The organism is Thalassolituus pacificus (assembly GCF_025318105.1).
Taxonomy (GTDB): Bacteria; Pseudomonadota; Gammaproteobacteria; order Pseudomonadales; family Oceanobacteraceae; genus Venatoribacter; species Venatoribacter pacificus.
In genome coordinates, this window is sequence record NZ_JAOANI010000018.1 from 1 (window position 1) to 25,796 (window position 25,796).

A 25,796-nucleotide genomic window follows, 5' to 3' on the forward strand; every position below is an offset into this window, starting at 1 on the left:
TCTTGGCGGGAGTGAAAAAGAGCGAATCTTACAGCTCACCTTCTTATTTTGAAAAAGTGTCGCGGTTAGTATATGAATTCGGCAGATATAACAGTAAGTATACATCGAACCTGAAGAAGGCAAATATAGTACAAATAAAAAACAGCTAAATATTTAACCCATACGATATTATTAACATAGAACCCAGTTCCAATAAGTGTCATTTTAATTACATATACGGCCAATGTACTCAGCATAACAAATGCTGAAATCATTATCGTATTCACTAACCTTTCAACGCTCTCCCCATCCTTAGTACCAATAATATAACTAACATCATCGTTTGCAATACTAGTAATAGCGGTCGGGTATATCGAGCCAATCCATAAACCAACAATAGCGAACACCACGGAAGCTAAAACCTGTAATCCCTGTAAGACAGAGCTATACAACTTAAAGTCCACATTTTCAAAAACAAATGCAGCTACACACAAAAGAACAGCAATATATGCGAGCTCTTTCAGGACTATAGGTACGAGATCTCTAAGAGCCTCTTTTATCTCTTGATTCATAATCAACTACCAGTTTTAGAGTCATCAATATTTTCAGATTGAATTTGTCGCCGTAAACAAGCAAGTAATTCATTACGAACTTTCGTTACTTCTTTCAGAAGGTCTGCTGGTGAATAATGGTCTTTTGTTGAAAGCCTACCAACATCAATCTGAGCTCTTGCAATATGCTTCTTCATCCAAGTTACAGAAGAGCTACCTTCTGTTTTAAAACCAACATCCCTCCACTCAGAGTCAGCCCCTCTATTATCAAATAGAACCTTTAATTCTTCTTTTGATGGAACACCGTCAATTATCAATTCAATCTTTTTAGGTGCTTTCTTCTTCGGAGCGTCTCCAAAGAAAGAAGGGAGGTATTCACTTCCTATTTTTAACAGAGGCCCCCTACTATCTTTCTCATAATTATTGGTTGTATCTCGAATAACAGTATGAGTTATCGTGTCAGAAATATTCTCAATCTGCTCAAATAACGTCGTATAAGAAAGTTCTTTAACATCAATTTTAAAAATACAGTTACACTTATCTTTTCCTTCTCCGTATGGGAAGGTAGTTTTATGAACTGTTATTGTTCTATTATTCTTTTTACTTACACCAATCTCTTGAACAGTTCGATTACGCTCACCGAAATCACTATTATTATTCACATGTTCTTTAATATAAGTACAGAACTTGTCCGTATCGGCCGACGAGTGTGGAAAGTTAATTGATGCAATTTTTCCCTCAGTCGGAATTATCCAGTAATAGCAAGGCTGCCCCCAGATAACCGTTTCCCCATCTTCTTCAGCGCCAGCCTTCACAGTTCCGTTTGCATCAGGCCCTACTTTTGATCCTACTTTAACACCATGTATCGAACCTGTATTGTCACCAACTGCTCTATAAATCGTGACAATAAAATCACCGGTATCTTCATTCTTAGCTACACCGCGACAAAATATCTTGATTTTACCAGGGTTTTCAGCCTCATCCCATGGCAAAGTATCCTCAAAACTTTTTCCTTTCAGCCACTCCATCAAATCTTGCAGAACAGTTGTGGCACAGCCAAATTTATGATCTAACTCTTTTGAATTTTGTTTAAGTCTATAAAAACCAAAAGCTTTAACATCAAAAAAAGTTACAATACCCTTATCCATATTTCTACCAATTTAAACCTAAAAATAATTATTGTTAGTAAAATTAGTCATCTTCAGAAGACAACTAATAAATTCTTAATAATCAAGCCCCTAAAAGTAGTTTCTTATCCAACCATTACTTGCTCTACTTCAAGTTCACGCGAAACAGCCAAACTCTCCCGATATTCCGCTGCCTCCGCCTTCATCGTCCAGTGCACTTCTTTCATGCCCATCTGATCGACTTTCTGACGAATAACCGGCAGGGATACACCAAAGAATTCTTTGCGCGGATTCACTTTGTTAACGGAATCTTTATCGAAATGCCGGTGGAGTTCTTTTTCCAGTTTTGGCGCATCTTCACTGAAGATCATGGCATGCACATCAAATTCAAACGGTACTGAGGCATCGCCCAACTCTTTCACCCGATCCAGCGGTTCCAGACGTCGGGTCATACCGATTTTAAAGACGTTTTCGCCAAAGCTGCCGATATTGGAGATCACATAAACATGACCCCGCCGGGTTTGCTCGGCCATGGAAATGGCACGCTGGCCACGTTCTTCTGCTGCCAGCAACTTATCCTGCAACTCAGCCAGCTTGGCTTCATACTCCGCTTTTTCATCACCATGCGCAGCCGCCAGCTGGGCTTTTGCTTCTTTCAGCGCTTTTGCTAACAATCGCTCTTCTTTTTCAGCCTCTTTGATGGCCTTTTCGATTTCACGGCGGGCTTTTTCTTCTTCGCGCATTTGTTCACGAATAGCCCGCTGCTCTTCCTGTTCAAGACGCTTCAGCTCCTGGACTGCAACGGCCCAGTGCAGTTCTTCCAGACGGGTTTTAAGATATACAGGTTCAATGCGGGCATTGCGGAAAGCGCCACCATTATTGTTAACCAAAGCAAAGGCATCTTTAATTTCCTGCTCCAGCTTGCCGTAGTTATCGTGTTTAACTCTGGACAGTGCCGAATCCACTTTGCCGTTAAAGGCATCCAGCACAAAGTGAATGGCTGTTGTACGGCGATTGATCTCCGCATAGTCGCAGGTTGCCGCCTGCTGTTCTTTCACCAGCATTTTTACTGTCTGGCGGGTTTCTTTGAGTTTTTCACCGGCTTCTTTATGGCCGAATTCTTCGGCCAGGTCATCAATCGCAGTGTGATTGGGGATTATGTAATCGTCGCGATAACCTTCGATCTGATTACGCATTGCAGTAATTGCTGCTTTATAGGTATCGGCTTTTTCTTTGGCTGCTAAGGCATCGCCAGCAATACGCTGAGCTTCTTCACGGGCATTACGCAGCAAACTATCAGCCTGATCTTTGGCGAGCGTAATAATTGAGTCACGCTTTTCTTCTGTTTTCTGAGCAAATTCATCTGCTTTGCGCTTGCGCTCTTTTGCTTCTCCCACAATGGCAGCGGCGGTTTGCTCAGCTTCCTGATGGCTGGTCTGTAAAATTCCTTCACGGGCATCAACTGTCTGCTGCGCAAAGTGGTCGGCTTCCTGCCGCAAGCGCTGGGCATCCGCCAGAATGGATGCGGCATGCCCTTCGACATCGAGGATGGGGCCATATTTGGTTTTGAGTTCATTCGCTTCGGCAACGGCAGCATCACGTTCGCGCTGCATGCGAATACGGCGTACACGGGAAATAAACGCCAGCAGAAGTGGCAGGCCAAAAGCAACCGCGACAATGATCAGCGGCCAAAGGCTGCTTTCCTGTTCCATCAGACATCCCTGTTGATATTAAAAAAGTTATTAACGCATCCTAACGGAAAGGCGTTGATTGTCCAGCCTAATAACAGGCCAAACCCTCGCCAAGAGGACTACCACGCAGAGCGTGGGAGCCAGAGGTAAAGACGGAGTGACTTCTCGTTCCCACGCTCCGCGTGGGAATGCAACGGTGCCAGCAAGGGCTACCACGCAGGACGTGGGAGCCAGAGGTAAAGACGGAGTGACTTCTCGTTCCCACGCTCTGCGTGGGAATGCAACGGTGCCAGCAAGGGCTACCACGCAGAGTGTGGAAGCCAGATGAGCGTGAGAGCCAGTCAGACCTATTCTGACCACCAGCTTTTATCCACCGCCAGCAATCCTTCGCTACCCGCGTAGTCTCTGGCACTGGAGTAACGCCAGTGTTCGGCCTGATCAACATAACCCCGCTTGACCGGGTTCTGGTGAATGTATTCGATCTTTTGTCTCATCATATCCGAACTGCCGATCCATTCAGGATGAACACCTTCTTGCCAGAACTGCCATTGGCGGTCGGTTTTATGGGCTAACTTGAGTTGCTGTAACTGGTTCAGCAAGGTTGTGGCTTTTCTCTGCTGTAAGTAACCCAGAAACTGACGGGCGGTGAAGGATTTGAACCGGGCGATGTCGTTATCAAGCTTCTGACTTTGGGCTATCAGGTGCAGGTGGTTTTCAAGAATAACCCAGGCGTGAATGCGCAGACCTTCATTCATCAGAAAGCGAAACGATTGCAGCAGAATGTCCACAGACTCAGGTCGGGTAAAGACGGGCAACCACCCCTGCACCGTCAGGGTCATAAAATGCGGTTGATCGGGATAAATAAATCTGTAACGACTGCGCCCCATGAAACACTCCTTGTTTCTTACTTACTCCCACGCTCCGTTTGGGAATGCAACTGAGTCAGCAAGACTACCACGCAGAAAGTGGGAGCCAGATGTCTTGCTTAACTCGTTCCCACGCTCCGCGTGGGAATGCAACTCCGTAAGTAAAGACTACCGCGCAGAAAGTGGGAGACAGATGTTCTTCACGATTTATAGCTTATTGTGCTGTTCGCTTCTTTTCTCGTTCCCACGCTCAGCGTGGTAATGCAACTGTGCCAGCAAGGGCTACCACGCAGAGCGTGGAGCCAGATTACGTAGAGCGTGGGAACCAGATGTTCAGCCTTCCGCCCGTCGCCACAGATTAAACACCGCATTATCTGCCGAGCCCATAGCCATAATAAACGTCTGAAAATCGATACCGGCAAAGTGCTTTTCCAGCACGAGCAGTATCTGGTCTTCCCCTTTAATGCCCTGCGGTAAATATACCGGTTTCTCTTCACCAGTCAGGTAAAAACACCACCAGACATCTTCCCGCCACGGGCCCTGGTCGGTGGTGATAATGTCGATCTGTTCTACGGCGCTGAAAGCAATATCCAGCTCGATGCCATTGCCCTGAGTGATATGCATGCCGCTGTCAGTAAATTTCACATCAGGCTCTCTCGCAACGTTACCGTTAACCGCGCGCTGCCAGCCGTCACTGATTTTTTTAGAAAGACTCATAACCATTCCTCCAGTTCCCAGTGAATATTGGCGCGGGCAACCTGCTCGCTGTGCTGTCTGAAATACGGGCTGGAAAAGATAAACTCGCGTTCTAACAACTCATGCAGAAAACGGCGGCGGCCAAAGCGGTAAACAAAGTCGGGCAGGAAATACTCTTTGCGGCATTGGCTGGCATAAGCACGGTAAGCTGCAGGTTCGGCGGCCAGTATCGACAGGTCGATATCCATAAACAGCTGCACATCACTGTCGGCCTGATACTGGTGAGTGCGGGTTGCCAGAATCAGCTGTTCGGCTTTGGCGATCACCGCTTCAGGAACCGCCAGTGGCTGCAGATATTCACGCGCCAGAGCCGCGCTCAGCTCTTCGTTATTGCCTTTGTTCTGCTGAATCAGATCGTGAAACCAGATGGCAAAGAAGAACGCCGGCCAGTCTGCTATCGCCGCGCGCTGTTGCTGCGCCAGTTCCAGCATCTGCCGGATATGGCCAATGCCGTGGTAGAAGCGCTGCGCGCCGCTGTAACTGCTCTGCAGCAGGTTAAACACCTGCTGGCAGGCCTGATGGTCGGCCCCCCACTGCTGCGCCTGTTGCCGCCATTGCTCGCTGAGTTGTTGCATCGCTGTTCTCCTTACCATTTTCTCTGGCGTGTTCTCTCTGGCGCTTTCGCTCTGCCAGTCACACCCTATAAATTGGTTGGTCAACCAACTTAAGTCCAAGATAGGTTATCCACTTCCCTGCCGTCAAGTATTTTGGTTGAATAACCAAAATACTTATCCGGGACCCACCATGGCCAGACCTTCCAATACCGGGCACCGCCGCCAGGAAATCGTCAACGGCCTGATGCAGGCCATGGCCGACAAGGGCTACGAAAAGGCCTCCATTCAGAGCATTGCCAAAGCGGCTGGCTTATCGCCGGGGCTGATTCATTACCACTTCAAAACCAAGCAGGAGATTCTGATCGCACTGATTCATCAGATCAGCGAGCAGGCCGCGCAGCGTTTTACCCTGCTGGCAGACGCCGCCGGGAATGCTCAACAACAGCTGGATGCCTATATCGACGCCGCACTGGCGTTAGGCGATGGCAGCAACCCTGAGGCGGTAACCGCCTGGGTCATTATTGGCGCAGAGGCTGTGCGTATTGAGGAAGTGCGCGCGCTGTATCAGCAGATTATCCGCCAGCACAGCCAGCAGCTCAGCGAATTACTACAGCAAGTGGCGGCAGAGAATGGCATGACACTCAACCCGTCACAAACGGCCGATATCAGCGCCTTTGTGATCGCCAGTATCGAGGGCAGTTATCAGCTGGCCACCACCGCCCCGGCAGCGAATCCGGGTTATGCCGCGCGGTTACTGAAGCAGGCGCTGGCGGGCATGCTTCACTCGGGAACATAAGCGCTGAAAAACAGACCAAGCGATGCGCGCCGATCAAAATATCGCTAAGCACCTGCATAACTGAAACGCATATGCAGGCATATTGCAGCAATACGCAAATACACCGATTTATTTAAAATAAAATCGAAAACAGTGTTCCGGAATTTCGCTTGCGGTTTATTCATTTCATCATCATATATTCACACTATTCTGATCTTAATCGAACACCTGGCCGCTAATGACTAATTTTATGATAAATACAGTGTTACCGCCTGAAAAACGATTATTTAAATTTTAATTACAAGCGCCAAAACACGTCAGTTTGAAACCAGTTGAAACCCATTAAAATTTGGCTTTGGATTTTGTCAATCTGTGTTCCGGCCGCTGTTAAATTGTCATGCAAAAGAAACAAATAATCGTCTCAATAGCGCCTTCAATTAAGAAGGAGTCCACCTGTGAAATACCCCCATTTATTTATTCCGCTGGCGCTGATAGGCAGCAGCCTGCTGGCCGGCTGTAATGACGACTCATCCAATAAACCGGATACCCCCGCCGTCGTGGTCGATGAAAAACACTATCAACCTTTTACCATTGGCCTGTTGCCCGATACTCAGGGCGGCAGCGATGCTTCCGGCCAGGCGCATGTGGCACTGCATCCGCTGCGCGAAGTGTTAAAGCATCAGTCAGCGGCAGGCGCTGATATGGTTATTGCGTTAGGTGATCTGACCGATAAAGGATCGGCCGTTGAATGGCAGGAATGGACATCCGTTGCCAAAACCTATCGTGATCAGGGCATGGAGTTTTTACCGGTTATGGGTAATCACGAAATGAACTACAGCTACACCCACGCCTGGGTGAAAACAATGCGGGATTACATTCCTGAAGATGCCGTTCATATGCCAGGTTATGAATGGATTAATTATTATGTCGTGCGCGAAAATGTTCTGATCATCGGCCTTGCCTATTACAACCTGCCGATTGCCATCGACTGGATTGAAGAAACATTAGAAAAAACCGCCGGACAAGTTGATCACGTGGTCGTTGCCAGCCACGATGGTCTGATTGGTGCAAAATACGGCCTCACCCGCGAGCAGATTGTCGAAGGCACCAAAGACGATGACTGGGTATATGGTGTTGCCGATCAGATCCGTGCGCTGTTTTCACAACACGATGTTATTTATGTACAAGGGCATGAGCATCAATATCAGCGGTCATTAATCACCAAAGATACGGCGCAAACCACCTTTCCTTCCGGCTCCACGCCTTCTGCCGGTAATTACCGCATGAATGCTTACACACAAATCATGGCGGGTAATGCATCCTATAAAGGCTACGAATTCCGCTATGGTGAACGTGAATTGGTGCAGATGATTATTGCACAGAAAAACGCAACCAAAAGCGGAGGTTCAACCCACTTTGACGTAAATTCCGGGCTGCTGCATTTTGATAACGACCGGGTTAATTATCAGGGCTATTTTGCCGAACATACCGCCACCAGCAATAACAGCGATCAGGCCTTTAACGCCGACTGGCAATTACATGATCAGTTCACCCGCACTGGCAACCGCTGTGAAACCGTGGTGTATCCAAACAGCATTCCTGACGGCACCCGCTCGGTCATGGTTTTCCAGCCTGATTACATCACGGATATTTGTCTGGCAGAAGATGGCTCTGTCGCACGCCTCGCCGGTGGTGTGAATAACACCTTTAACCGTACCGATACCCGTGGCCGGGATATGGAATATATGCCCGGTTTTTCACGCGCAGAAACGCTGACCGATCTTACCCGTCTGGCGTATCAGTGGATGTATCAGGTTCATGAAAGCTGGACCCCTAACCTGAACGGTGAACAGCGGATTATTCCTAATACCGTTGATAATGTGCTGGATATCCCGGAAACGACTATTGATCTGAAAGAGCATGTCACCCTGAGCTGGACACCGGCCACCGCTGATACCCTGTCGGATATTCTGATTGTCAGCGGTACGCAAAACCAGACCGGCGTTTATCAGGGCGATTATGGTGAAACCAAAGATATTCTTACCGACACTGGCCTGCCCGGTTCGACCACCGATGCATCATCCGCTAAAGCACCGGTTGTTCTGCCAGCGACAGCAACCCGCAGCTGGAATATCAGCGATGCCGTTGCCGATGCTTACGCGATTGAATTTAAAGGGGCAGAAAACCTGACCGCTGTTAATGCTCAGCTTGCCAGCCTGAAAGCCAATCAATGGCAGGCACTGACCACTGGCAATTGTGTAACGGCCGGTCGTTGGCTGGAAAGCTACCTGCAAACGCCACCGGTCCGCGCTGCTGAATGTGCCAACCAACCACTGGTGGGTTACGATGCCGGCGAAAATACCTGGTGGACGGTTCTGAACCGGGATGCTGAAGTGGCATTAATCGCTCTCTGATACCTGTATTTTTCACAATACAGAAAAGACCTCAGCGGCCTGCCGCTGAGGTCTTTTTTTTAATTCGTTTCCATGCTCCGCGTAGCTCGTTTCCATACCCCGCGTAGCTCGTTCCCATGCTCCGCGTGGGAATGCATTCCGGGCAAAGACTACCACCCAGAGCGTGGGAGCCAGGTGATACTCCGCGTGGGAGCCAGGTGATGTATTTTTCGCTGTATTATCTGACACCTGTTTTATACGCTGGCAAAAAATACCCCATCCGCTAACATGGCCGATTGTTTATTCACTGCGCTGTTTTATGTCTTCGTTACGCCCCGCTCTCATAACCGATATTCCGGAAATCCTGCGCATTCAGGCGCTGTGCTACACCAGCATCGAGCCGGAAAAAGCCGACGCATTTATTAATAAATTACAGCAGGCTGCCGATTGTGCTTATGTTGTTGAAGATAAAAACAACATCATTAAAGATTCAAACGACAATGCTCATACAGAGATAAAAGAAAACGGAAAATTACTGGCCTATGTATTTGCCCTGCCCATCCGCATAGAACAGCCACCAACGCTGGATGCCGATGATTTTATCGTGCCTCAGCAAGCCGATTGCTTGTATCTGCATGATTTAGCCGTTGATCCCTCCGCGCGCGGGCTGGGCTTAAGCGCACCGCTGCTGGAGGCGTTTTTTCACACGGCACAGGCGCGTCAGCTATCTCAGGCCAGTTTGATTGCCATTCAGAATTCGGTGCCGTTCTGGCAGCGTTATGGTTTTCATCATCGCCATCCGCTGTCGCAGGACTCTGAGTTACAGGCCAGAATCAGCGTTTATGGCGAAGCTACCTATCTGACCTGTGCACTCTGATGTTACTGACAGCGGATTTTAACGCCGGTTTATGCGTCGCGATTAAGGCTTAGTTTGAAGTTGGGTTTGCGCTTCGGTTTGCGGATCAGAGTGACACTCTGAACAGGGTGCCTGCATCCATAATTCATCCATATCCGGCAGTTGCTGCAACCCCTTGTCAGACGCAGATTGATCGTTATCTGCACCGGGAAATGCAACCCCATACAACGCCTGCAGTAAAGAAAAATCTATCAACAGATCCGAGCGGTTACTGCTGACCGAGCGCCGGTTCTGTGAGCGCATGGAATACTCCTCACCTCTTACCACCAGCGGCAGCCAGTGCGCCTGTTTGCCATTACGGATAATCGTATTGCGCTGCAGATCAAAAATCTGTGCCTGCCCCTGTTCATCCTGAACCCAGTAAATATTGCTGCCGGCAAACGGCAGGCTGAGCGGAAATGCCCAGTCACCGTTATCGCTGTTAATCAGGCTGTGTAACTCTGTTGCAGTGGGCAAACGCCACTGATCCTGGCCACAAAAATGCTGTTGCGATAATTCCCCCAAACGTTGTTGCAGTGTATTCAGCGCCAGCGGTGTGGCCGATTCTTCACTGACCAGCCAGCGTTGCCCTAATTGCAGGTAATCGACACAGCCCCAGGCTTGCTCCTGATACGGACGATGTTGCCAGCGCAGTGGCGTTCCCCAGCGATCAAGGCGCACCATGCGTTGCTGTTCGGATAAATCACCGTGGCTGAAATCCGGCTGCTGATGCAGCAGAGCAAAACTGTCCGCTAATACCTGTTGATGGCGCAGCTGAAAAGCAATGCGGTGTACCGGACTGCGCGCCAGCACCTGTGCCAGTTGCCAGCTGCTTTGGTAATGCGCCAACAACGGCGCAGCGGTATAACCGGCGGCTGTTTGCGCGTCGTCACGCATACCTTCACCCAAACCCTCACGCAACACGGCATGCAGAATATTATGCAACGGTTCCAGCTGTGGATTCGCCGGTTCGGCACGGCTGCCATTACTGAGTGCGGCACGGGCAGTACTTAAAGCATCGAGTTGCAGACGACCCAACTCATCCGGCTTACCGCGCAACCGATATGCTCCGGCCCAGGCCTCAGCCCACAAGCCGGAGGGAGCATCCTGTAACGGCCGTGGCAGACGGAAGCGGCCATCGGCCGCCGCTGCTACAACGTCGCCCAGTGGTTGATCATCAAACACCCACTGCACGCGGAAGCCAGACCAATCGACGGCGGTGCCTGCCAGTGTTAACTGGCCCTCGACCAACGCCCGCTCATGCAGATGCGGAATGGGCGGCAACGCCGAAAACCCGAGGCGCGTGTCCGTCTCCGCTTTTACCTGCGGCGTTTGCGCCGCCGGAGTATCACGATCGCAGCCCACCAGCCCCAACAAAGAAAGGGCACACAAACACACAAGAGCCGGTAACCGAACATAACATGAGAAAAAATAACGACTGAACATAAGAAAACGACGGTTTATTGAAAGGGCGCATTATGGCATGAATAAAAACCAAGGTTGCAGAACTGACACTCACTTGCGGGTAGAGAAGAGCGTTCTATGGTTAGCAGATCAACCTGCGGAGCCGCGCCATGAACCTCGTCCGTCTGATTTATGCCAGCCATAAAACCGAATTCTGGAACGATCTGGAGCTGGGCAAGCTGCTGGAAAGCGCCCAGCGCTTTAATAAAGCCAAGAACCTGACCGGCATGCTCTACTTTAACCGCAAGTATTTTCTGCAGTGCATTGAAGGCCAACGGGATGATGTCTCAGCTCTGTACAGCGAAATTGTCAAAGACAAACGCCACCGTGATGTGCAGATTCTGGCCTTCGAAGAAATTGACGAGCGGGAAATGGAGCACTGGAATATGTGTTATCTGCCCGACAGCCAGGTCACTCAAAGTATGGTGCTCAAATACACCAACGGCACCGATTTTGACCCCTTCAGCATGACCGGCCGGGGTGCCCTCAACTTTATGCTGAATGCTTCCCGCCAGTTAAAAGCCAGCCAACGCGATGTTGCGGAAAAGCCTGCGGGTCATTGATAGCAAGCGCTCACATCAGCCACTCATTCCTGCAACAACCGCGACCAGAGCAGCAGTGATACATTACCCACAGGCATGAGCTCGGCGCTGAAGAAGCAAAGCGTTTAATCGCCGTGGTTGTTACACCAGCGCCCCCTGATCCAACCTTCCAGCTGCAATATCAGCAACACCGCCACACCACAGCCAGTCGCCACCATCAGCGCCGGTAAATCCGGAGCCATGCTGTTAAACGTGCGCTGAAACAGTGGCAGCCAGTTAAATAAAGACTGCATCAGAATCAGCGCCGCAATAGCCACCCAGATCACCGGCGTACCTTTAAACCCCTGCCAGCTGATGGCTTGTCCGGGCGGATAACGCACGGTAAACAAATAGAACAGCTCCATCGCGACCAGTGCATTAACGGCCACTGTACTGGCAAAGGCTTCGCTGCCGGAGTGCGCCATACCCCAATGCCAGGCGGCGAAAATCCCAACCAGAAACAACAGCGATACCTGCAGAACTTTCCACGCCAACGGCCGGCTGAGCAGCGCTTCATTACGGGCTCTGGGCGGTTGTTGCATCATCCCCGGCAGCGCCGGTTCAAAGGCCAGGGTCATGGCCAGAATCACCGAGCTGATCATATTCACCCATAAAATCTGCAACGCTGAGATCGGCAGCGTATGGCCCCACAGTAACGCCACCATCAGACTGATGGATTCACCGCCGTTAATCGGCAGCATAAAGGCGATGCCTTTTTTCAGGTTCTGATAAACCGTACGTCCTTCCTTAACCGCGGCCACCAGACTGGCGAAGTTGTCATCCAGCAACACCACCGCCGAGGCTTCACGCGCGGCCTGCGACCCCTTATGCCCCATAGCAATACCGACATCGGCGGCTTTCAGCGCCGGGGCATCGTTCACACCATCACCGGTCATCGCCACCACAGCACCGCCCTGGCGCTTACCGCTAAGACCATCACCGTTACGACCATCACCACAGCTTTGCAACGCCTGCACCAGTCGCAGCTTATGCTCGGGGCTGGTGCGGGCATACACGTTCACCCGCCCGACACAATCCTGCAGGGCCTGATCATCCAGCTCGTCCAGCTGCTTGCCGGTAAGCACTTCAGCGCTGTTATGCAGCCCCAGCCGGGCGGCAATGGCACTGGCCGTCAGGCCGTGATCACCGGTGATCATCTTCACCTCGATACCGGCGGCATGGCATTCCGCCACTGCGGCAATGGCTTCGCTGCGCGGCGGGTCCATCAGCCCGACCAGACCGATCAGTTGCAGATCGTTCAGATCAGTCATTTCCAGCTCGCTGCCGCTGTGTTCCTTGCAGGCTAACGCCAGCACGCGCTGACCGTCGCTGGCCAGCCGTTCAATCATGTCTGACCAATAATCCTGTGCCAGGGTAACGCTGCCCTCTGTCTCATCCAGCTGACTTCTGCAACGCTGCAACACCGCTTCCGGCGCACCTTTGACCCATAGCTGATGCCGCCCCTGATGATCGTGATTCAGCGTTGCCATCAGGCGGTATTCGGCATCAAAGGGAATTTCATCGGTGCGCGGCCAATGCTGTGCCAGACGAACCGGATCACCATCCAGCCGATGCACCAGCACCTGCAACGCCGCTTCCATCGGGTCACCGTGAATTTTCACCGTGCCGTTATCTGCCTGCAGGCTGGCATCGTTACACAGTGCGGCGGCCAGCATCAGCGGTGTTTGCAGCGTCTCGGCCAGCGGCTCATTCAGGCCGCCATCCAGTGCATAACCATCGCCACGAACCTGACGGTAATGTGCGCCACAGGCCAGCGCCGACACCATCATTTCGTTGCGGGTCAGCGTGCCGGTTTTATCGGAGCAGATCACCGACACTGCACCAATGGTTTCGATGGCAGGCATACGCCTTACCACCGCCTGCCGCCGCGCCATGCTGCGCACTCCCACAGCCAGGGTAATGGACAGAATGGCGGGCAACCCTTCCGGAATACCGGCCACGGTTAAGCCCACCACGGCAATAAATAAGTCCGCAAAAGGCAGATCGCTGAGCCAGTAACCCAGCAGCAAAATCAGTAAGCCGCTGACCACCACTAGGGTCGCCATCAGCCGGGCAAAACGATCCATCTGCGCCAGTAACGGGGTTTGTAAGCCGGTGGTTTGCTGCAACAAACCGGAAATGCGGCCGATTTCCGAGCGACTGCCGGTCGCCACGACCACGCCACGACCGGTGCCGCGCACCACCAGCGTACCCGAAAACGCCATATTGCTCTGATCGCCCAGCGCATTGGTACTGGTTAATGCCTCTGGCTGTTTTTCCACCGCCAGTGATTCGCCGGTCAGAATGGCCTCATCCAGGCTCAGGCTGTGGCAGCGTTCCAGACGGATATCCGCCGGTACCCGATCGCCGGGTTCCAGTAATACGGTATCGCCGGCCACCAGTTCAGCGGCGGCAATACGCTGGCTGTGACCGTCGCGGATGACGCTGGCAGTAGGGGCCAGCATATGGCGGATGGCCGACAACGCCTGCTCTGCACGACCTTCCTGCACCAACCCGATCAGCGCCTGGGAAATCACCACCGCCAGAATCACCAGACTGTCGAGGGTATGGCCGAGCAACGCAGTAATCACCACCGCCGACAGCAACACCAGAATCAGCAGATTGCTGATCTGCGCCCATAACCGTCGCCACAAAGAACGGCCGCGCGCCTGAGGCAGACTGTTGCTGCCCTGCTGTTGCAGGCGGGTCGCGGCCTCGGCACTGCTCAGTCCATCCGTCGGGGCCTGCAAGCGGGCACGAATATCGGCCACGCTGCACTGACAGGCAGGCGTAGCTGGCAGGGCGTTATCAACAGCAACAGTCGGCGATGTGCCAGCGCAAGGGGTCATAGATTCATCCTGAAACCGGGCAGGTCAGTGTGCAGGTTCTGAACACAGAATGGATTGCGGCGGGTCAACTTTACGCGGCTCTGTTATGCGCCGGAGTTTTACCAGAGGAGAGGTTGCGGCGGGTCTGTCTGATCAGAGCCCGCCGCGCTGATGTATCTGCGGACTCAGGCGCGACTCATGGCCAGTGCCGTATCCAGCATCCGGTGCGCAAAGCCCCATTCGTTGTCATACCAGGCCATCACATGCAGCAGATGGCCCTGCGCATGGGTGTGGTTGGCGTCGAAGATGGCCGATGCCGGATTGCCGTTAAAATCGACCGACACCAGCGCACGGTCGTTGTAATCCAGTACCGGGCTGGCCGCCGCTGCGGCGCGCATTACCGCGTTAACGTCGTCGCGCGATGGCGTGTCGTGTACGCGCAGCACCAGGTCCACCAGCGAGACATTGGCGGTCGGCACCCGCACCGCCATACCGGCAATTTTGCCATCCAGTCCCGGCAGCACCAGGCCAATGGCTTTGGCCGCGCCGGTGCGGGTCGGGATCATCGACAATGCCGCCGCGCGGGCGCGGTACAGATCGTCATGGCCCAGATCGAGCAGATGCTGATCATTGGTGTAAGCGTGAATGGTGGTCATGCTGCCTTCTTCAATACCGAACTGTTCGTGCAGCACCCGCGCCACCGGCGCCAGACAGTTGGTGGTGCAGGAAGCATTGGAGACAATGCGGTCAGTGGCTTGCAGTACATTTTCGTTAACACCGAACACCACCGTGGCATCGACGTCTTCAGCCGGTGCTGAAATCAGCACTTTGCCGGCACCGGCATCAAGATGCCCCATGGCTTTGATCGAACTGGTCATGCGCCCCGAGCATTCCAGCACAATGTCGATATCCAGCTCGCCCCAGGGCAGGCGCAGGGGTTCGGCTTCGCTCAGCAGAATAATGGCATCGTCGCCCAGCGCCAGCAGTCCGTCTTCGAGGCGGATATCCGCATCAAAATGACCGTGCACCGAATCAAACTCCAGCAGGTGAGCGCAGGTTTCGGCATCGCCCAGGTCGTTAATTGCCACCACCTGAATATCGTCACGGTAACCCGATTGATACAGCGCCCGTAACACATTGCGGCCAATCCGGCCAAACCCGTTAATCGCTATCCGCAGCATAGTGAACTCCGCACCGTTGTATGTTCTCTCAGTGTAGTTGCTGCAGCGTAAATACCTGCCTGATCCGGAACCTGCTTGCTCTGCGACAAGAGAACAACCTGTTGCAGGGTCAATGGTTTGACCATATAGGCCTTTTCCGGTATTTTTCGCGGCCTTAAACGTCGCTGTGTTTGTGGTAAGACCGATGGTCTTCCGGATACTGACCTGAAATGCTCAATCGCCCCCGGCCTGAGGCTGCGGGCCTGTTGCAGCCAGTCAGCGGAAGCTGGCACCTTCACAGCCGTCCCTTGTTGCTCACCATCCTGTTTCATTCCGTCTGCGGTTACCCAACGGCGGCAGCCATCGTGGTTTATGGCCGGAATGGTAAGAATTTTTGTGTACGGTCACGCCCACCGCCAAGACACTCCAGCAATGGAAAGTCAGTAGCGAAAAACGGCACTACCCTTGAATATTCGTGTCTCAGCGACTGGAATATACATTAGTAGTAGCGGTCTCATTAGCGGTTGTAAGCCGCAGACCGGCTGTGTATAAAGCGTCGATTTACCACGTCCCCGCTGCCACGGATTACCCGTCCCGGCAGAGATCAGGGCCATAAGCCCACGGGGAAGCCAGTACCTGGCATGCACTGCAGATTTTGATTTTCTGATTTAAAGGCGAAATCCATGACTATACAAAAGGTCGATGTGCTCCTCGTCGGAGGCGGGGTCATGAGTGCAACACTGGGAACCCTGCTTACCAAGCTGGACCCGACACTCAAAATCACAATGGTTGAACGTCTGGACCATGTGGCTCACGAAAGTACCGACGGCTGGAACAACGCCGGTACCGGACACGCAGGCTACTGCGAACTCAATTACACCGCCGAAGATGAACAGGGCAATGTCGCCATTGACCGTGCTCTGGCCATCAACGCCAATTTCGAAGTGTCGCTGCAGCTGTGGGCGCACATGGTCGAAAACGGTGTTCTCCCGGCCCCTACCCAGTTTATCAACCCGACGCCGCACATGAGCTTCGTCTGGGGTGAAGACAACGTTGCCTTTCTGCGTCAGCGCCATAAAAAAATGAGCGCTCACCATCTGTTCAAAGAGATGGAATACAGCGAAGACCCGGCGGTACTGCGCGAATGGATGCCGCTGGTGATGGAAGGACGCGACCCCGCCGAAAAAGTCGCCGCGACCCGCGTTACGCACGGTGCCGACGTCGACTTTGGCTCGCTGACCCGTAATCTGGTGAAACGCCTGCAGGAAAAAGAAAGCTTTACCCTGCTGCTGAATCACGAAGTCGACGACTTTGAACACGCCCAGGACGGCAGCTGGTTTGTGCGCGCCGATGACCGCAAGAGTGGCAAGTCGTCCACCATCAATGCCAAATTCGTCTTCCTCGGCGCCGGCGGTGGTGCATTGCCGCTGTTACAGGCCTCAGATATCGACGAAGCCAATGGCTACGGCGGCTTCCCGGTTTCCGGCCAGTGGCTGGTGTGTAAAGACCCGGCCATCGTCAGCCAGCATCACGCCAAGGTCTATGGCAAAGCCGCTATCGGTGCGCCCCCGATGTCTGTGCCGCACCTCGACACCCGTATTATTAACGGCGAACCGGCACTGCTGTTCGGACCTTATGCCGGTTTTACCACTAAGTTCCTGAAAGCAGGCTCCAAGCTCGATCTGCTGAAATCGGTCAGCATCAGCAACCTGTTGCCGATGATGTCGGTTGGCATTAACAACATGGACCTGACCAAGTACCTGATCAGCGAAGTGATGCAGTCGCACGAAGACCGCGTAGCAACCCTGCGTGGCTACTTTCCGAACTGCAAAGACGAAGACTGGACCCTGGCCGAAGCCGGACAGCGGGTACAGGTCATCAAGAAGGATGCCGAAGGCCGTGGCAAGCTGGAATTCGGCACCGAACTGGTCGCCGCCAAAGACGGCAGCTTAGCCGCACTGCTCGGTGCTTCTCCGGGGGCATCAGTATCGGTACAGGCGATGATCGAAGTGCTGGAACGTTGCTTTAAAGACAAAATGCAGAGTGAATGGAAAGCGCGTCTGAAAGAGATTATTCCATCCTATGGCGAAGACCTTAAAACCAACGCCGACCTGCTGAACAGCATCCGTGAACATACGCTGACAACCCTGAAGCTGAAGTAGTTTCAGCCTCTGTCAACAACGGACAGCAAGACATAAAAAACGGCGTCTGTGTTACCACAGACGCCGTTTTTTATTGGCAATGGCTTTAAATCATCAGAATTTAAAGGCAACCCCTGCACTCAGTAAATTATAGGCATAACTCATCTGAATGGTTTCAGTCGCGGCAAATCCGCGGATTTCAATTTCCTGCCAACCAATAGCCTGACGCTGCAGAGAAACATCCAACTCAACGTTATCAGCAATATTGATTTTTGCACCTGCGGCCATCTGGAACGAAATACCCGACATATCATCGCCTTCCAGATTGGTACCATTCAGGATGGTTGCATCCTGCAGGTTATAAAAACCGAAACCCAGTCCCCAATATGGCTGAACCTGCTCTTCACCGTATACAAACTGCCAATCGAAACGGAAACCGGTAGCATCTTCAGAGGTATCACTTTTATCCAGATCAAAACTGATGCTGTCATAAGAGAAAATAAAACGGTTATTGCGTGCTGTACGATGACCGACAAACAGATTAACCGCACCGACATCGATATCTTCTGACAGCGTCACGTCAGCGTTATCCAGTTCTGCTTCAGCCTTACCGGAGATGCCAGTCGATAAGCCAATACCGGCAAAATAACCTGCTTCAGTCGCACCCGCCTGACAAGCCAGCAACATCAGAGGAACAGCAGCATAACGAACATAAGACATGTGTTTATCCTTAATAATAAAAACTCCAGTGACCCGCTTTGCACGGGCGGCAGGGAAAATACGATGTCTTTACATATCAGGCAATGGCCTGAGACGAAAATAGCTTATACATCTGCATATTATTCATAAATACGAAATATAAAAGACACATAGCAGACACATAAAAAAACGGCGTCTGTGTTACCACAGACGCCGTTTTTTATGGGCGGTGATGTGCGGGCAAGCCCGCAACAGCACTTAACCGAAGAAGGAAATCATCACCCCGGCAGCCACCGCCGAACCAATAACACCAGCCACGTTAGGGCCCATAGCGTGCATCAGCAGGAAGTTCTGCGGGTTAGATTCCAGACCCACTTTATTGGATACACGGGCCGCCATTGGCACAGCCGATACACCGGCAGAGCCAATCAGCGGGTTGATCGGTTCTTTGCTCAGCTTGTTCATCAGTTTTGCCATCAGAACACCCGCCGCAGTACCCACACAGAAAGCCACGAGACCCAGCGCAATAATGGCCAGCGTGCTGCCATTCAGGAAGGCGTCGGCGCTCATTTTGTAGCCAACAGACAGACCGAGGAAAATGGTCACAATGTTGATCAGCGCATTTTGCGACGTATCGCTCAGACGCTCAACCACACCGGATTCTTTCATCAGGTTACCGAAGCAGAACATACCCAGCAGCGGTGCCGCAGAAGGCAGCAGCAGTGCAACCAGAACCAGTACCGCAATCGGGAAGATAATCTTCTCGGCTTTGCTCACAGTACGCAGCTGGCTCATCTGAATTTTGCGTTCACTTTCAGAAGTCAGTAAGCGCATGATCGGCGGCTGAATCAGTGGCACCAGTGCCATGTAGGAGTACGCAGCAACCGCAATTGCACCCAGCAGCTCAGGAGCCAGCTTAGAAGCAATAAAGATGGAAGTCGGACCGTCCGCACCACCGATGATGCCAATCGCCGCCGCCTGTTGCATGGTGAAATCCATCAGACCCATATCGGTCAGCCAGACAGCGCCAAACAGTGTACCGAAAATACCAAACTGTGCGGCAGCGCCGAGCAGCAGGGTTTTCGGGTTGGCCAACAGCGGACCGAAGTCGGTCATCGCGCCCACACCCATAAAGATCAGCAGCGGTGCAACACCACTGGCAATAGTGACCTTATAGAAGGTGTACAGCATGCCGTTTTCAAAACCGGCGGCTGCGCCCATGCTCAGCGCTTTATGGTATTCGGCCACACCCGCGTGATGATAAGCCTCCAGCATCGCGCCGATATCGGCGTTTGCCGCCAGGCCAAACAGCTCACGGAATTGCGCCAGCAGCGCTGCATCACCGCCACGGATAGCGGCTTCAGCTGCAGACCAGCCCATACCCGCACCCGGAATGTTTACCATCAACGTACCAACGGCAATCGGCAGCAGCAGTAAAGGCTCGAAGCCTTTCTTAATGGCCAGGAATAACATAACAAAGCCAACCAGCATCATAATGACCTGGCCCAGCTCGATATGGTAAAGCCCTGTATCGTGCCACAGGTTAATCAGACTATGCATGACAGCTCCTTACCCGATTGTGTACAGAGTGTCGCCCACTTTGACAGCGCTGCCTTCTTTAGCGCTTACGCTGCCAATGGTGCCTGCTTTCGGTGCACGGATTTCAGTTTCCATTTTCATGGCTTCGAGGATGATCACCAGATCACCTTCAGCAACCTGATCACCAGGCTGAACCATCACTTTGAAAATGTTACCTGCCAGTGGCGAACCCACCGGATCACCGCCACCGGCTGCAACCGGAGCAGCACCAGCAGCTGCTGCAGCACCACCCAGTGAAGTTGGTGCGCCGTTAACGGCTGCCAGCTGAGTGACATCACCGCCGTCATCGACTTTAACCACGTATTCGTTGCCATCGACGGTGATGGTGAAGGTGTCTTCAGCGTCGCCTTTCGGAGCCGGTTCAAAGGCATCCGGGTTGCCACGATTCGCCAGGAACTTAGGCGCAACCTGCGGGAACATAGCGAAGGTCAGAGCATCGTCGATCACGTTTTCAGCCAGCTTGAAGCCTTTTTCGGCGGCCAGCTTTTCAACGTCGGCAATCACGGTATCCATCTCGTTGTCGAGCAGATCGGCCGGACGACAGGTAATCACTTCAGCGCCATTCAGAACACGGGCCTGCAGTTCAGCGTTCATCGGCGCAGGGGCTGCACCGTATTCGCCTTTCAGGATGCCCTGGGTTTCTTTCGAGATAGACTTGTAACGCTCACCGCTCAGTACGTTCAGTACCGCCTGGGTACCCACGATCTGAGAAGTAGGAGTTACCAGCGGGATAAAGCCCAGATCTTCACGCACACGCGGAATCTCTTTCAGAACTTCATCAAACTTGTCAGCAGCGCCCTGTTCGCGCAGCTGGTTTTCCATATTGGTCAGCATGCCACCCGGAACCTGAGCCACCAGAATGCGGCTGTCGGTGCCTTTCAGAGCGCCTTCAAATTTGGAATATTTCTTACGCACGTTACGGAAGTAAGCAGCAATTTCTTCCAGCAGCAGCAGATCCAGACCGGTATCACGCTCGGTGCCTGCCAGTGCAGCCACAACAGACTCAGTGGCGGTGTGGCCGTAAGTCATGGACATAGAAGAAATAGCGGTATCCACACGGTCAATACCGGCTTCAACGGCTTTCAGAATGGTCATATCCGACAGACCAGCGGTCGCGTGAGCGTGCAGCTGAACTTCGAGGTCGGTTTGCGCTTTTAAGCGGGAAACCAGTTCAAAAGCCGCATAAGGAGTCAGCACACCGGCCATATCTTTAATGGCGATAGAGTCGGCACCCATATCTTCGATCTGCTTGGCCAGGCTTACCCAGGCGTCCAGCGTGTGAACCGGACTGGTGGTGTAAGACAGTGTCGCCTGCGCGTGTTTGCCCTGTTGTTTAACGGCTTTTAATGCCGTTTGCAGGTTGCGCGGATCGTTCATCGCGTCAAATACGCGGAATACGTCTACACCGTTAGTGGCGGCGCGTTCAACGAACTTTTCAACCACGTCATCGGCGTAATGACGGTAACCCAGCAGATTCTGACCACGCAGCAACATCTGATGCTTGGTGTTCGGCATGGCTTTTTTGAATTCGCGGATACGGTCCCACGGGTCTTCACCGAGGAAACGAATGCAGGAGTCGAACGTAGCGCCGCCCCAGGATTCGAGAGACCAGTAACCAACCTGATCGAGTTTTGCAGCGATTGGCAGCATGTCATCAATGCGCATGCGGGTAGCCAGAATGGACTGATGGGCGTCGCGCAGAACGACGTCGGTAATTCCTAAAGCTTTCTTAGAATCGGACATGGGTGATGGCCTTTTCTTCCATTAACGTTGTAAACGTTTGGGTTGTTATTATATCGCTCGCTACTTTTGGCGCGCGCGATGCTCTTTTACCGCTGCTGACAGTACTTTCAGCAATTGCGGGTCCACACCCTGAGGCTTGGCGGCACGCACGGGGGCGGCGACAACTTCCTGTTCAGGCGCGAGTTTATTTACCAGCTTGGACATGAATCCAGTTACGAACACCAGCATCGTCAGAAAAACGAATACCACGCCCATACCGAAAATCATCAGCTCCAAACCCTGTGATACGAGACTAGGCTCTGACATCAGGGGCTCCTTTGAATGATTGGTTCTGTGCTCCCCACCCGCCACACGGCTAAAAAATCACCATCCGGGCTGGGCGGCAAAACCGACGTAGATTACTGAAAAGGTCATACCAGCGCAACCGGATCACCGCCAACCTTGAGCCGTGTCATGGCTGCTGCACTGCGGCTTGACTCGCACCTGGTTACAAGCAGGCCATGAGTCCATCGACGCCAGACATCATGCGGCCTGAGCTGACCATACGGTCAGGAAAACAACCTGCCCATCGCCGGGGTTTACTGGAGCTGATACAGCGCCATCGTTATACTGCCCGCCCGATCATCAAGACCCATCGCCATGTTCACAGGCCAACTGCCTTTCAGCACCCACGCAGACCGTCCTTATATTGCCCTCGCCCCCATGGAAGGGCTGATGGATCATCACCTGCGCGACCTGTTAACCCGCGTCGGCGGCATTGACCACTGCGTGACCGAGTTTATCCGCGTAACCCAACAGGTTTACCCGGCCAAGGTATTCCGCCGCTATTGCCCGGAATTACTCAACGGCGGCAAAACCCCCGCCGGCACACCGGTGCATGTGCAGTTATTAGGCTCCGACCCGGAATTAATGGCCGCCAATGCGCGCAAAGCCGCCATGCTGGGCGCCCCCGCCATCGACCTGAATTTTGGCTGCCCGGCCAAAACCGTGAATAAAAGCCAGGGCGGCGCCGTACTGCTGCAATACCCGGATTTACTCGCGCGCATTACCAGCGCCGTACGTGCGGCCGTGCCCGCGCATATTCCGGTCAGCGCGAAAATGCGCCTCGGTTTTGCCGATAAAGAACTGGCGCTGGACAACGCCCGTGCGCTGGCCTCAGGCGGCATACAGTGGCTGACCGTTCACGCCCGCACCAAAACCGAAGGCTACAAACCACCGGCCTACTGGGACTGGATTGCACGAATAAAAGAAACAACCGATATCCCGGTGATTGCCAACGGAGAAATCTGGACGCCACAGCAAGCGCGCCAGTGCATGGCCGAAAGCCACTCCGACCTGATTATGATTGGCCGTGGCTTGGTCGCCGTGCCCGATTTAGCGCTGCAGATTAAAGCCGACCATGGCTTACTCAGTCACAACGCCCACCACTGGCAGCAACATCTGGAGATGATGCAGGCATTAATTCCCTGCCTCGCACACCTGCCGGAAAAAGCCCAGACCGACCGCTTAAAACAGTGGCTGCATTATTTCTCACTGCAATCACTGGAAATCCGCGCCGTGTTTGAGAAGGTAAAACGCCAGCGCAGCCTGCAGGACTTTTTCAACAGCCTGGCCGAAACCAGCGCCGACGTTGCCGCCAATCCTCCAAACGCATCCGACTACAAGGCTTACCAACACCAGGGATTCTGATAGTCTGGTCAGCAGTTAGGGTCTGTCGACACTAAGTAAATCCGGCCTGCTGATAGCCAGTTTTTCTCAGAACAAGGAGAGAGGAGTGATATTGTCAGGAGCATCCATGTTCCTGACCCTGCGGGCTTCGCGCCCATCTGCTCCGGGCAGATGGGTAGCGGGCTAAATGAATGACGAACGACGACGTTAATGAGGAAAACTGGCCTCAGCCCGAAGGGTTATGGCTAAAAATCCCTCATCCTGCGTTGCTGTTCGTTCGCTTAACCCGTTAGGCCACACTCTCAGCGCCTTGCCTGAGAAATTTTTAGCCGATAACAGGTCTGTTTAATTAGTGTCGACAGGCCCTGGTAAGGAGGATAACCATGACCACATCGTATAAAGGCTCCTGCCTGTGCGGCGCCGTGCAATTTACCGTAACCGGCGACTTCCAGAGCTTCTTCCTGTGCCATTGCCAGCACTGCCAGAAAGACACCGGCTCGGCCCATGCCGCCAACCTGTTTTCCACCAGTGTCACCCTGAACTGGGATCGCGGCGCAGAACAGGTAAAAGTCTTTAACCTGCCCAACAGCCGCCATTGCAAAAGCTTTTGCCGCGAATGTGGCTCCGCCCTGCCCACCCGGCAGATGGACGGCCAGTTACTGGTCGTACCCGCCGGCAGTCTGGATAACAGCCTGAGCATGCGCCCCAATGCGCATTTATTTATGGCCAGTAAGGCCGACTGGGATCACGATTTAGAGAGTGTGACCAAACTGGATGGTTTACCGGGGTGATGGGCAGCCTTACCGATACGGCCTGGCAGGCGCGAACTGCTGACGCAACAACTCAGACGCAAAACCGTATCTAAAACAAACACCGAACGGTAGGAGCGGGCCATGCCCGCGAGACTGCAAAAACAGCTTTCTGTTGTGGAAGCGGCTTTCCATTGTCGGAGCGGCTTTCCATTGTCGGAGCGGCTTTCCATTGTCGGAGCGGCTTCCATTGTGGGAGCGGCTTCCATTGTGGGAGCGGCTTTCAGCCGCGATTACCGTTCGCCTCGTCGATCCTGAGCCAGAAAGGTAGGGTGGGCACCGCCCACCAGACCACCGCTTTCATTATCAGGAAGAGCCAAGGCAACACCTGTCGCCATTTGCCACTTGTAACCAAATTTATCAACAGATTGAACCCAACCCCGAATTTCAGTACTCTCGAACCACAGCAGGGATGCCGCCATATCGTACGAACAAACCGTCCGGACACACGCCCTCCCCGCTTACAATCCCGAATGATAAAACCACGCGATTCCTGACCCGCGCTTATAAGGACGGGCGGCAGCATAATCGGGAATAGTCAGTCTAACATTCTAAATCAACGACTGAAGCAACGAGAAATATAAATTTACAAGATCAATACCTAACCAAGAATTAACATTCACCCAAAATGGAGATTTTCTAGTGAAAGAAATAATACTTTTAATCATTACATCTGTATCACTAAATGCAACCGCTCAAACAGAAAAAGAAACTGGAAGTTTTTTCCACGAAACATACAATTATGCAAAACTATCTGAGCAATTAAACACTGCCGCCATGTGCGAACTAACATCAAAGAGATTGAAAATACCAAACTCCAATAAATTTTATATAAATGCTGTAGTAGAGCTATCAATGAAATCAGAATATCCATCGCATGAACTATTGGAATATGAGCTGGCATACGATTCAGTTAAAAATTTTCACCATGGTAGATTCATAACAATAGACGATTACAATAAAGAAAACCAAATCAGTGGTTACAAGTACCTATACAAAGAACTTAAATGTGAATTATTACTAAAGTAAAAATCATCAGAAAAGATAGGAAAACAGCGTTATTTACTACAACACCGGCCATTAGTTAGGCTGGAAATCTGAATAAGAGCTTAGGTGTGTTAATGATCATGCCTACTAAGAAAATGTTATGTTTGAAAGTCAAACTAAAGGAGAAAAATATGCCAACGATAACGTGCAGCAATGATGAGTGTGGAGAAGAGATTGAGTTTAGTCTCTCTGAATTAGAAGTTGAAGACTCACAGCCATCTGGCAAACACACAACTCAATATTCTGCTTCCGGCGAGGTTTCATGTAAAAGCTGCAACAGCCAAACTGAGGTAAGTTGTGTTTGGGATGAGCTAAACGATACCGGTGAAATACTAAGCCTGGTTTTGACCTGAGCCTCAAACATAACAAGGCGCTCAAGCAAAGCTGTGATCTTGCCCCGATAAAACGGACACGTTCATTTTCATGCTGCTATTTGCTCGTATTCCATCGGTGAGCAGTAACCGATTCCC

23 protein-coding genes are annotated in these 25,796 nt (G+C 52.2%); 9 read left to right on the plus strand and 14 right to left on the minus strand.

The features are described from left to right. Window positions 1-65 precede the first annotated feature (65 nt). From NYR02_RS10475 to NYR02_RS10500, 6 genes are all read right to left on the minus strand, one after another. The gene (locus tag NYR02_RS10475; RefSeq protein WP_260976318.1) at window positions 66-551 is read right to left on the minus strand and encodes a hypothetical protein; all 486 of its coding nucleotides are present in this window, start codon (window positions 549-551) and stop codon (window positions 66-68) included. Between the two features lie 2 nt (window positions 552-553). Continuing rightward, a complete protein-coding gene (locus NYR02_RS10480; protein ID WP_260976319.1) occupies window positions 554-1,678 on the minus strand; it encodes a hypothetical protein in 1,125 nt (374 codons plus the stop codon). A 104-nt stretch (window positions 1,679-1,782) separates the two neighbouring features. Beyond that, entirely contained in the window at window positions 1,783-3,369 is a 1,587-nt protein-coding gene (locus tag NYR02_RS10485) for an SNIPE associated domain-containing protein (RefSeq protein ID WP_260976320.1), read from the minus strand. 326 nt (window positions 3,370-3,695) lie between these two features. Then, a complete protein-coding gene (locus NYR02_RS10490) occupies window positions 3,696-4,235 on the minus strand; it encodes an REP-associated tyrosine transposase (protein ID WP_260976321.1) in 540 nt (179 codons plus the stop codon). A 312-nt stretch (window positions 4,236-4,547) separates the two neighbouring features. Next, window positions 4,548-4,931 carry a hypothetical protein gene (locus NYR02_RS10495; protein WP_260976322.1) on the minus strand — a complete coding sequence of 128 codons (384 nt, stop codon included), beginning with the start codon at window positions 4,929-4,931 and terminating at the stop codon, window positions 4,548-4,550. Next, window positions 4,928-5,545: an HD domain-containing protein gene (locus NYR02_RS10500; protein WP_260976323.1), complete on the minus strand. Its 618-nt coding sequence runs from the start codon at window positions 5,543-5,545 to the stop codon at window positions 4,928-4,930. The genes NYR02_RS10495 and NYR02_RS10500 overlap by 4 nt, the downstream gene beginning before the upstream one ends. A gap of 169 nt (window positions 5,546-5,714) precedes the next feature. On the opposite strand from NYR02_RS10500, the gene NYR02_RS10505 reads away from it, so the two are divergent. The 3 genes from NYR02_RS10505 (at window position 5,715) to NYR02_RS10515 (ending at window position 9,569) form a co-directional block, all read left to right on the plus strand. Then, entirely contained in the window at window positions 5,715-6,320 is a 606-nt protein-coding gene (locus NYR02_RS10505) for a TetR/AcrR family transcriptional regulator (protein ID WP_260976324.1), read from the plus strand. Window positions 6,321-6,754: 434 nt separating this feature from the next. Next, window positions 6,755-8,713, plus strand: coding sequence for a metallophosphoesterase family protein (locus NYR02_RS10510; protein ID WP_260976325.1), 1,959 nt, complete (start codon window positions 6,755-6,757; stop codon window positions 8,711-8,713). 298 nt (window positions 8,714-9,011) lie between these two features. After that, window positions 9,012-9,569: a GNAT family N-acetyltransferase gene (locus tag NYR02_RS10515; RefSeq protein ID WP_260976326.1), complete on the plus strand. Its 558-nt coding sequence runs from the start codon at window positions 9,012-9,014 to the stop codon at window positions 9,567-9,569. Between the two features lie 42 nt (window positions 9,570-9,611). On the opposite strand, the gene NYR02_RS10520 is transcribed toward NYR02_RS10515, so the two are convergent. Continuing rightward, complete coding sequence (locus NYR02_RS10520; protein WP_260976327.1) at window positions 9,612-10,979, minus strand: Lcl domain-containing protein; 1,368 nt, start codon at window positions 10,977-10,979, stop codon at window positions 9,612-9,614. A gap of 182 nt (window positions 10,980-11,161) precedes the next feature. Between NYR02_RS10520 and NYR02_RS10525 the strand changes: the two genes are divergently transcribed. Further along, window positions 11,162-11,614, plus strand: coding sequence for a BLUF domain-containing protein (locus NYR02_RS10525; protein ID WP_260976328.1), 453 nt, complete (start codon window positions 11,162-11,164; stop codon window positions 11,612-11,614). Window positions 11,615-11,718: 104 nt separating this feature from the next. On the opposite strand, the gene NYR02_RS10530 is transcribed toward NYR02_RS10525, so the two are convergent. Together NYR02_RS10530 and gap are read right to left on the minus strand one after the other, a co-directional pair. Then, on the minus strand, window positions 11,719-14,481 hold the full coding sequence (locus NYR02_RS10530; protein WP_260976329.1) for a cation-translocating P-type ATPase: 2,763 nt from the start codon (window positions 14,479-14,481) through the stop codon (window positions 11,719-11,721). A 164-nt stretch (window positions 14,482-14,645) separates the two neighbouring features. After that, the gene (gene gap / locus NYR02_RS10535) at window positions 14,646-15,641 is read right to left on the minus strand and encodes a type I glyceraldehyde-3-phosphate dehydrogenase (protein WP_260976330.1); all 996 of its coding nucleotides are present in this window, start codon (window positions 15,639-15,641) and stop codon (window positions 14,646-14,648) included. 662 nt (window positions 15,642-16,303) lie between these two features. Between gap and mqo the strand changes: the two genes are divergently transcribed. Beyond that, complete coding sequence (mqo, locus tag NYR02_RS10540) at window positions 16,304-17,782, plus strand: malate dehydrogenase (quinone) (RefSeq protein WP_260976331.1); 1,479 nt, start codon at window positions 16,304-16,306, stop codon at window positions 17,780-17,782. Between the two features lie 93 nt (window positions 17,783-17,875). On the opposite strand, the gene NYR02_RS10545 is transcribed toward mqo, so the two are convergent. The 4 genes from NYR02_RS10545 to NYR02_RS10560 form a co-directional block, all read right to left on the minus strand. Then, window positions 17,876-18,481, minus strand: a complete 606-nt coding sequence (locus NYR02_RS10545) for an outer membrane beta-barrel protein (protein ID WP_260976332.1) — start codon at window positions 18,479-18,481, stop codon at window positions 17,876-17,878. A gap of 237 nt (window positions 18,482-18,718) precedes the next feature. Then, entirely contained in the window at window positions 18,719-20,020 is a 1,302-nt protein-coding gene (locus tag NYR02_RS10550; protein ID WP_260976333.1) for a sodium ion-translocating decarboxylase subunit beta, read from the minus strand. A 9-nt stretch (window positions 20,021-20,029) separates the two neighbouring features. After that, window positions 20,030-21,802, minus strand: coding sequence for a sodium-extruding oxaloacetate decarboxylase subunit alpha (gene oadA / locus NYR02_RS10555; RefSeq protein ID WP_260976334.1), 1,773 nt, complete (start codon window positions 21,800-21,802; stop codon window positions 20,030-20,032). Between the two features lie 60 nt (window positions 21,803-21,862). After that, the gene (locus NYR02_RS10560; RefSeq protein ID WP_145466031.1) at window positions 21,863-22,108 is read right to left on the minus strand and encodes an OadG family protein; all 246 of its coding nucleotides are present in this window, start codon (window positions 22,106-22,108) and stop codon (window positions 21,863-21,865) included. Between the two features lie 333 nt (window positions 22,109-22,441). On the opposite strand from NYR02_RS10560, the gene NYR02_RS10565 reads away from it, so the two are divergent. Together NYR02_RS10565 and NYR02_RS10570 are read left to right on the plus strand one after the other, a co-directional pair. Further along, window positions 22,442-23,491 carry a tRNA dihydrouridine synthase gene (locus NYR02_RS10565; protein WP_260976335.1) on the plus strand — a complete coding sequence of 350 codons (1,050 nt, stop codon included), beginning with the start codon at window positions 22,442-22,444 and terminating at the stop codon, window positions 23,489-23,491. 362 nt (window positions 23,492-23,853) lie between these two features. Continuing rightward, entirely contained in the window at window positions 23,854-24,261 is a 408-nt protein-coding gene (locus NYR02_RS10570; protein WP_260976336.1) for a GFA family protein, read from the plus strand. A gap of 251 nt (window positions 24,262-24,512) precedes the next feature. Here NYR02_RS10570 and NYR02_RS10575 read toward each other — a convergent pair whose 3' ends face one another. Continuing rightward, window positions 24,513-24,701: a hypothetical protein gene (locus NYR02_RS10575; RefSeq protein ID WP_260976337.1), complete on the minus strand. Its 189-nt coding sequence runs from the start codon at window positions 24,699-24,701 to the stop codon at window positions 24,513-24,515. A gap of 220 nt (window positions 24,702-24,921) precedes the next feature. Between NYR02_RS10575 and NYR02_RS10580 the strand changes: the two genes are divergently transcribed. Then, the gene (locus NYR02_RS10580) at window positions 24,922-25,308 is read left to right on the plus strand and encodes a hypothetical protein (protein WP_260976338.1); all 387 of its coding nucleotides are present in this window, start codon (window positions 24,922-24,924) and stop codon (window positions 25,306-25,308) included. A 92-nt stretch (window positions 25,309-25,400) separates the two neighbouring features. Continuing rightward, window positions 25,401-25,679 carry a hypothetical protein gene (locus NYR02_RS10585; RefSeq protein WP_260976339.1) on the plus strand — a complete coding sequence of 93 codons (279 nt, stop codon included), beginning with the start codon at window positions 25,401-25,403 and terminating at the stop codon, window positions 25,677-25,679. Window positions 25,680-25,796: the final 117 nt, after the last annotated feature.

Coding starts and splice junctions, on each gene's coding strand:
- NYR02_RS10475 (WP_260976318.1), bottom strand. CDS start 551: ATGAATCAAGAGATAAAAGAGGCTCTTAGAGATCTCGTACCTATAGTC.
- NYR02_RS10480 (WP_260976319.1), bottom strand. CDS start 1,678: ATGGATAAGGGTATTGTAACTTTTTTTGATGTTAAAGCTTTTGGTTTT.
- NYR02_RS10485 (WP_260976320.1), bottom strand. CDS start 3,369: ATGGAACAGGAAAGCAGCCTTTGGCCGCTGATCATTGTCGCGGTTGCT.
- NYR02_RS10490 (WP_260976321.1), bottom strand. CDS start 4,235: ATGGGGCGCAGTCGTTACAGATTTATTTATCCCGATCAACCGCATTTT.
- NYR02_RS10495 (WP_260976322.1), bottom strand. CDS start 4,931: ATGAGTCTTTCTAAAAAAATCAGTGACGGCTGGCAGCGCGCGGTTAAC.
- NYR02_RS10500 (WP_260976323.1), bottom strand. CDS start 5,545: ATGCAACAACTCAGCGAGCAATGGCGGCAACAGGCGCAGCAGTGGGGG.
- NYR02_RS10505 (WP_260976324.1), top strand. CDS start 5,715: ATGGCCAGACCTTCCAATACCGGGCACCGCCGCCAGGAAATCGTCAAC.
- NYR02_RS10515 (WP_260976326.1), top strand. CDS start 9,012: ATGTCTTCGTTACGCCCCGCTCTCATAACCGATATTCCGGAAATCCTG.
- NYR02_RS10525 (WP_260976328.1), top strand. CDS start 11,162: ATGAACCTCGTCCGTCTGATTTATGCCAGCCATAAAACCGAATTCTGG.
- NYR02_RS10530 (WP_260976329.1), bottom strand. CDS start 14,481: ATGACCCCTTGCGCTGGCACATCGCCGACTGTTGCTGTTGATAACGCC.
- gap (WP_260976330.1), bottom strand. CDS start 15,641: ATGCTGCGGATAGCGATTAACGGGTTTGGCCGGATTGGCCGCAATGTG.
- mqo (WP_260976331.1), top strand. CDS start 16,304: ATGACTATACAAAAGGTCGATGTGCTCCTCGTCGGAGGCGGGGTCATG.
- NYR02_RS10545 (WP_260976332.1), bottom strand. CDS start 18,481: ATGTCTTATGTTCGTTATGCTGCTGTTCCTCTGATGTTGCTGGCTTGT.
- NYR02_RS10550 (WP_260976333.1), bottom strand. CDS start 20,020: ATGCATAGTCTGATTAACCTGTGGCACGATACAGGGCTTTACCATATC.
- oadA (WP_260976334.1), bottom strand. CDS start 21,802: ATGTCCGATTCTAAGAAAGCTTTAGGAATTACCGACGTCGTTCTGCGC.
- NYR02_RS10560 (WP_145466031.1), bottom strand. CDS start 22,108: ATGTCAGAGCCTAGTCTCGTATCACAGGGTTTGGAGCTGATGATTTTC.
- NYR02_RS10565 (WP_260976335.1), top strand. CDS start 22,442: ATGTTCACAGGCCAACTGCCTTTCAGCACCCACGCAGACCGTCCTTAT.
- NYR02_RS10570 (WP_260976336.1), top strand. CDS start 23,854: ATGACCACATCGTATAAAGGCTCCTGCCTGTGCGGCGCCGTGCAATTT.
- NYR02_RS10575 (WP_260976337.1), bottom strand. CDS start 24,701: ATGGCGGCATCCCTGCTGTGGTTCGAGAGTACTGAAATTCGGGGTTGG.
- NYR02_RS10585 (WP_260976339.1), top strand. CDS start 25,401: ATGATCATGCCTACTAAGAAAATGTTATGTTTGAAAGTCAAACTAAAG.